The 4,631-nt window shown below is 72.5% G+C and carries 5 protein-coding genes; all 5 read right to left on the reverse strand.

All coding sequences use genetic code 11. From position 1 onward, the window contains the following. Nucleotides 1-53: 53 nt before the first annotated feature. Entirely contained in the window at nt 54-458 is a 405-nt protein-coding gene (locus ACFWEP_RS31985; protein WP_328719516.1) for a CBS domain-containing protein, read from the reverse strand. A gap of 206 nt (nt 459-664) precedes the next feature. Then, nucleotides 665-1,465 carry a histidinol-phosphatase gene (gene hisN, locus ACFWEP_RS31990; protein WP_387375390.1) on the reverse strand — a complete coding sequence of 267 codons (801 nt, stop codon included), beginning with the start codon at nt 1,463-1,465 and terminating at the stop codon, nt 665-667. A 155-nt stretch (nt 1,466-1,620) separates the two neighbouring features. Then, complete coding sequence (locus ACFWEP_RS31995; protein WP_275492170.1) at nt 1,621-1,944, reverse strand: multidrug efflux SMR transporter; 324 nt, start codon at nt 1,942-1,944, stop codon at nt 1,621-1,623. A gap of 120 nt (nt 1,945-2,064) precedes the next feature. Next, nucleotides 2,065-3,081 (reverse strand): ribosome small subunit-dependent GTPase A, encoded by a 1,017-nt coding sequence (gene rsgA / locus ACFWEP_RS32000; protein ID WP_387375392.1) that lies wholly within the window; start codon nt 3,079-3,081, stop codon nt 2,065-2,067. 164 nt (nt 3,082-3,245) lie between these two features. Beyond that, complete coding sequence (gene aroA / locus ACFWEP_RS32005) at nt 3,246-4,595, reverse strand: 3-phosphoshikimate 1-carboxyvinyltransferase (RefSeq protein WP_387375394.1); 1,350 nt, start codon at nt 4,593-4,595, stop codon at nt 3,246-3,248. Between the last annotated feature and the right edge of the window lie 36 nt (nt 4,596-4,631).

Genomic DNA, 4,631 nt, shown 5'->3' on the forward strand with positions numbered 1-4,631 from the left:
CCGCACGCGGTGTCCGGCCCGTCCCTCACGGTTCGGCGCCCCGGAGGGCTCGCTCAGCCGGCCAGTTCGACCGTGTGACGGCGGCGCACCGGCGCCCAGCAGCGGATGATGTCGCGGACCGACACCAGACCCACCGGGCCGTCGTCGTTCAGCACGATCAGGTGCCGGAACCCGCCGTGCGTCATGGCCTCGGCGGCCTCTTCCAAGGTCCAGGTGGGGGCGGCGAAGACCACGTCCGTGGTGGTGTGGCCGGACACGGACTCGCGGTCCGGGTCCTGGCCGAGCCCGACCGCGTCGAGGATGTCGCGTTCGGTGATGATGCCGAATCCGCAGGTGTCCGGATCATGGACGACGGCTGCCCCGACGCGGCGGGCCGACATCAGCGCGGCTGCCTGACGGAGTGTGTGGGTGGGGCCGATGGTGAGCACCACGGTGGTCATGGCGTCTCGGACCAGCATGACGAGGGCACCTCCTTGGTGGATCGGCCGGAAAGTGAGCCGATTCACAAGTTCACAAGCGGGGGTTTCAGGATGACACCCCTCCCATGGCCCGACAAGAGGTGCGCGAGGCGGCCACAGGGCGTGCACGCGCACGTCCGGTGGCCGCCGGGCGCCCCTGGCGCTCCGCCGACCGGGGCGCGACCCCGGCCGGGACGGCGCGGTCGTCAGTAGCGCTGGTTGAGATAACCCAGCAGTTCGTCGTGGAGCAGGCCGTTCGACGCGGCCGCGTTGCCGCCGCCCGGGCCGGGGACGCCGTCCAGACCGGTGAAGCTGCCGCCGGCCTCCTGCACCACGATCGCGGTCGCCGCCATGTCCCACAGCGAGAGCTCGGGCTCCGCACACATGTCCACCGCCCCCTCGGCGACCATCATGTACGACCAGAAATCGCCGTAGCCCCGCGTCCGCCAGCAGGCCCGTGACAGGTCGAGGAAGCCGTCCAGCCGCCCTTGCTCCTCCCAGCCGGTCAGCGAGGAGTACGCGAAGGAGGCGTCCGAGATCTGCCCGACCTTCGAGACTTCGAGCCGGGTCGCGGAGGTGAGACTGCGCCCCGAGTACGCGCCGGAGCCCTTCGCCGCCCACCAACGCCGGCTCAGCGCCGGGGCCGACACCACGCCGACCACCGGCTGAAAACCGTTCTCGCCCGCCTCCATGAGGGAGATCAAGGTCGCCCAGACCGGCACCCCGCGCACGTAGTTCTTCGTACCGTCGATCGGGTCGATCACCCAGCGGCGGGGGCCGGTGCCCTCCAGTCCGTACTCCTCGCCCAGGATCGCGTCACGCGGGCGGGCCCGGTGCAGGTGGCCCCGGATCAGCTCCTCGGCGGCCTTGTCGGCCTCGCTCACCGGAGTCATGTCCGGTTTGGTCTCCACCTTGAGGTCGAGGGCCTTGAACCGGTCCATCGTCGCCGCGTCGGCGGCGTCCGCCAGTACGTGGGCGAGACGCAGATCATCGTGGTAGTCGGACATGCCGTCACAGTATCCAGCCAGGTCCGCGCGGGGCCACACGGCCCGGCCCCGCCCGGTCGGAGCACAGAACGGCGCGGGCGGCCTTCGGTGCGAGGAGCCGGGGAGCCTCCGGGCGGGCCGTCGGTGCGAGGGGCCGGAGAGCCTGTGGAGGGCCGTCAGTGCGAGGAGCCGGAGAGCTGGAGGCCGATCACACCGATGATCACCAGCGAGATCGAGACGAGCTTCAGTGTGTTCACCACGTCGTCGAAGAAGACCATGCCGTAGATCGCCGTACCGGCCGCCCCGATGCCGGTCCACACCGCGTACGCGGGGCCCACGTCGAGCTTCCGCAGCGAGAGGGTCAGCAGGCCGAAACTCCCGAGTGCGAACGCCGCGAACGCGATCGTCGGCCAGAGCCGGGTGAAACCGTGCGACAGCTTCAGACACACGGCGAAGCCCGTCTCCAGCAGCCCCGCGACCACGACCAGCAGCCACGCCATCGTCCGTAGTCCTCCGCATCGGTCACCGGTCCGCCTGCTCGCTGCGATTATGCCCTCACCACGGTCGTGTGGTCGCAAGCGTGCGCGAGTCGCGTCGGCCGGTCCGGCCGGCGCTCCCGCTCAGTCGCCCTCGCGCCGCTCGCGCGTCGCCAGCAGCCGGCGCAGCGAGTAGAGCCGCGCCGGATCGGCGTGCCCGCCGGCCACCCACGCGTCGAGCGCGCACTCCGGCGCGCTGTCGTCGTGGGTGCAGCCGCGCGGACAGTCCTCGGTGCCGGGCTGGAGGTCGGGGAACGCGTTGATGACCCGGGACGGGTCGATGTGGTGCAGGCCGAACGAACGCACGCCCGGGGTGTCGACCACCCACCCCGCCCCGTCCGGCAACGGCAGCGCGAGCGCCGAGGTGGTGGTGTGCCGCCCCCGCCCGGTGACCGCGTTGACATGGCCCGTCGTACGCCGCCGGTCCTCGGGCACCAGGGCGTTGACCAGCGTGGTCTTGCCGACCCCGGAGTGCCCGACGAAGGCGGTGATCTTGCCGTTCAGCTGCTCGCGCACCCGGTCGGCCGCGTCTCCGTTGGCCAGCTCGTCCCGGTTGGTGACGATGAACGGCACGCCCAGCGGGGTGTACGCCTCCAAAAGCTTGTCCGGGGAGGCCAGGTCGGACTTGGTCAGCACCAGCAGCGGGGTCAGCCCGCCGTCGTACGCGGCGACCAGGCACCGGTCGATCATGCGCGGCCGCGGCTCCGGGTCGGCGAGCGCGGTGACGATGGCGAGCTGGTCGGCGTTGGCCACGACCACACGCTCGAACGGGTCGTCGTCGTCGGCGGTGCGCCGCAGCACCGAGCGGCGCTCGCCGATACGGACGATGCGCGCCAGGGTGTCCTTGTCGCCGGAGAGATCCCCGACGATCGACACGGTGTCGCCGACCACGGCGGCCTTGCGGCCCAGCTCGCGGGCCTTCATCGCGACGACCGTGCGCCCCTCGACGAGGCAGGTCAGCCGGCCCCGGTCGACCGTGAGGACCATGCCGTCCTCGGCGTCCTCGTGCTTGGGCCGGGTATGGGTGCGGGGGCGGTTGCCCTTGCGGTTCGGACGGACGCGGATGTCGTCCTCGTCGGGGTTCTTCCCGTAGCGGCGCATCTTCTAGGGCCTCTCGTTCGGATCAGGCCGGGTCAGGGAGCGGGGTCGGGTGTCGTGCGTCGCGAGGCGGAGCAGGGAGCCGACGCGGAGCGTCGCGACCGACGACAACGCCGCGAGGTGCGGCACCCGACCCCGCGAGCCCGGCATGACCCGGACGAAAGGCCCTAGGCCCCGGCACCGAGCATGCCGGTCCACATGTCCGGGAAGTCGGGCAGGGTCTTCGCGGTCGTCCCGACGTTCTCGATCTCCACCCCGGGCACGGCCAGGCCGATGATCGCGCCCGCCGTCGCCATCCGGTGGTCGTCGTAGGTGTGGAACACCCCGCCGCGCAGCGGACGCGGCCGGATGTGCAGCCCGTCCGCCGTCTCCGTGACGTCACCGCCGAGCTCGTTGATCTCCTTGGTGAGCGCCGCCAGCCGGTCCGTCTCGTGCAGCCGCAGATGGGCGACACCGCTCAGCGTGGAGGGGGAGTCGGCGAGCGCCGCGACAGCCGCGATGCCCGGGGTCAGCTCGCCGACCTCGCTCAGGTCCGCGTCGATGCCGTGGATGCGGCCCGACCCGGTGAAGGTGAGGCCCTGCGGCGTCAGCTCGCACGAACCGCCCATGGCCGTGAACAGCTCGCGCAGCGCGTCCCCGGGCTGCGTGGTGCGCTCCGGCCAGTCGCGTACGGTGACGCGACCGCCGGTCACCAGGGCGGCGGCCAGGAACGGCTGGGCGTTGGAGAGGTCGGGCTCGATCGTCAGGTCCCGGCCGAGCAGCGCGGAGGGGGCGACCCGCCAGACATCCGGCTCGCCGCCCGTCTCGGGCTCGTCCACCTGGGCGCCGACCGCGCGCAGCATCTCCACCGTCATCCGGATGTGCGGCATCGACGGCAGGGCCGAACCCACGTGCCGTACCTCCACGCCCTGGTTGAACCGGGGGGCGGAGAGCAGCAGCGCGGAGACGAACTGGGAGGAGGCGGAGGCGTCGATCCGTACCGGGCCGCCCTCCAGCGCGCCCGCGCCGTGCACGGTCAGCGGGAGCGAACCGCGCCCGCCGTCCTCGATCCGGGCGCCGAGCGCGCGCAGCGCGTCGATGACGCCGTGCAGCGGACGCTCGTAGGAACGCGGGTCGCCGTCGAAGTGGACCGAACCGTCCGCGAGGGTGGCGACGGGGGGCAGGAAGCGCATGACCGTACCCGCGTTGCCGACGTCGACCGTGACCGGGCCGTGCAGTCCGGCGGGGATGACCCGCCACGCCTCACCCGTGACGTCCGGACCGCCCGGTGCCGCCGCCGAACTCGACGACACCGTCTCCTCGATGCCTACGCCCATCGCGCGCAGCGCCTGGGCCATCAGCAGGGTGTCGCGCGAGCGCAGCGGCCGGCGGAGCCAGCCGGGCTCGGCGGCGAGGGCGGCCAGGACCAGCGCCCGGTTGGTGACCGACTTGGAACCGGGCACGGTGACGGTCGCGTCGACGGGGCCGCTCGCGTGAGGGGCGGGCCAGAGGGCGGGGCGCACGGAACTTTCGGTCATGCCCTCACTTTAGGGCCTCCCGTCCGGTCCGGGCCG

The organism is Streptomyces sp. NPDC060198, assembly GCF_042728415.1.
GTDB lineage: Bacteria > Actinomycetota > Actinomycetes > Streptomycetales > Streptomycetaceae > Streptomyces.

What these genes read in the sequence shown, in the direction of transcription:
- ACFWEP_RS31985 (WP_328719516.1), bottom strand. Translation starts at nt 458, where the DNA reads ATGCTGGTCCGAGACGCCATGACCACCGTGGTGCTCACCATCGGCCCC.
- hisN (WP_387375390.1), bottom strand. Translation starts at nt 1,465, where the DNA reads ATGTCCGACTACCACGATGATCTGCGTCTCGCCCACGTACTGGCGGAC.
- ACFWEP_RS31995 (WP_275492170.1), bottom strand. Translation starts at nt 1,944, where the DNA reads ATGGCGTGGCTGCTGGTCGTGGTCGCGGGGCTGCTGGAGACGGGCTTC.
- rsgA (WP_387375392.1), bottom strand. Translation starts at nt 3,081, where the DNA reads ATGCGCCGCTACGGGAAGAACCCCGACGAGGACGACATCCGCGTCCGT.
- aroA (WP_387375394.1), bottom strand. Translation starts at nt 4,595, where the DNA reads ATGACCGAAAGTTCCGTGCGCCCCGCCCTCTGGCCCGCCCCTCACGCG.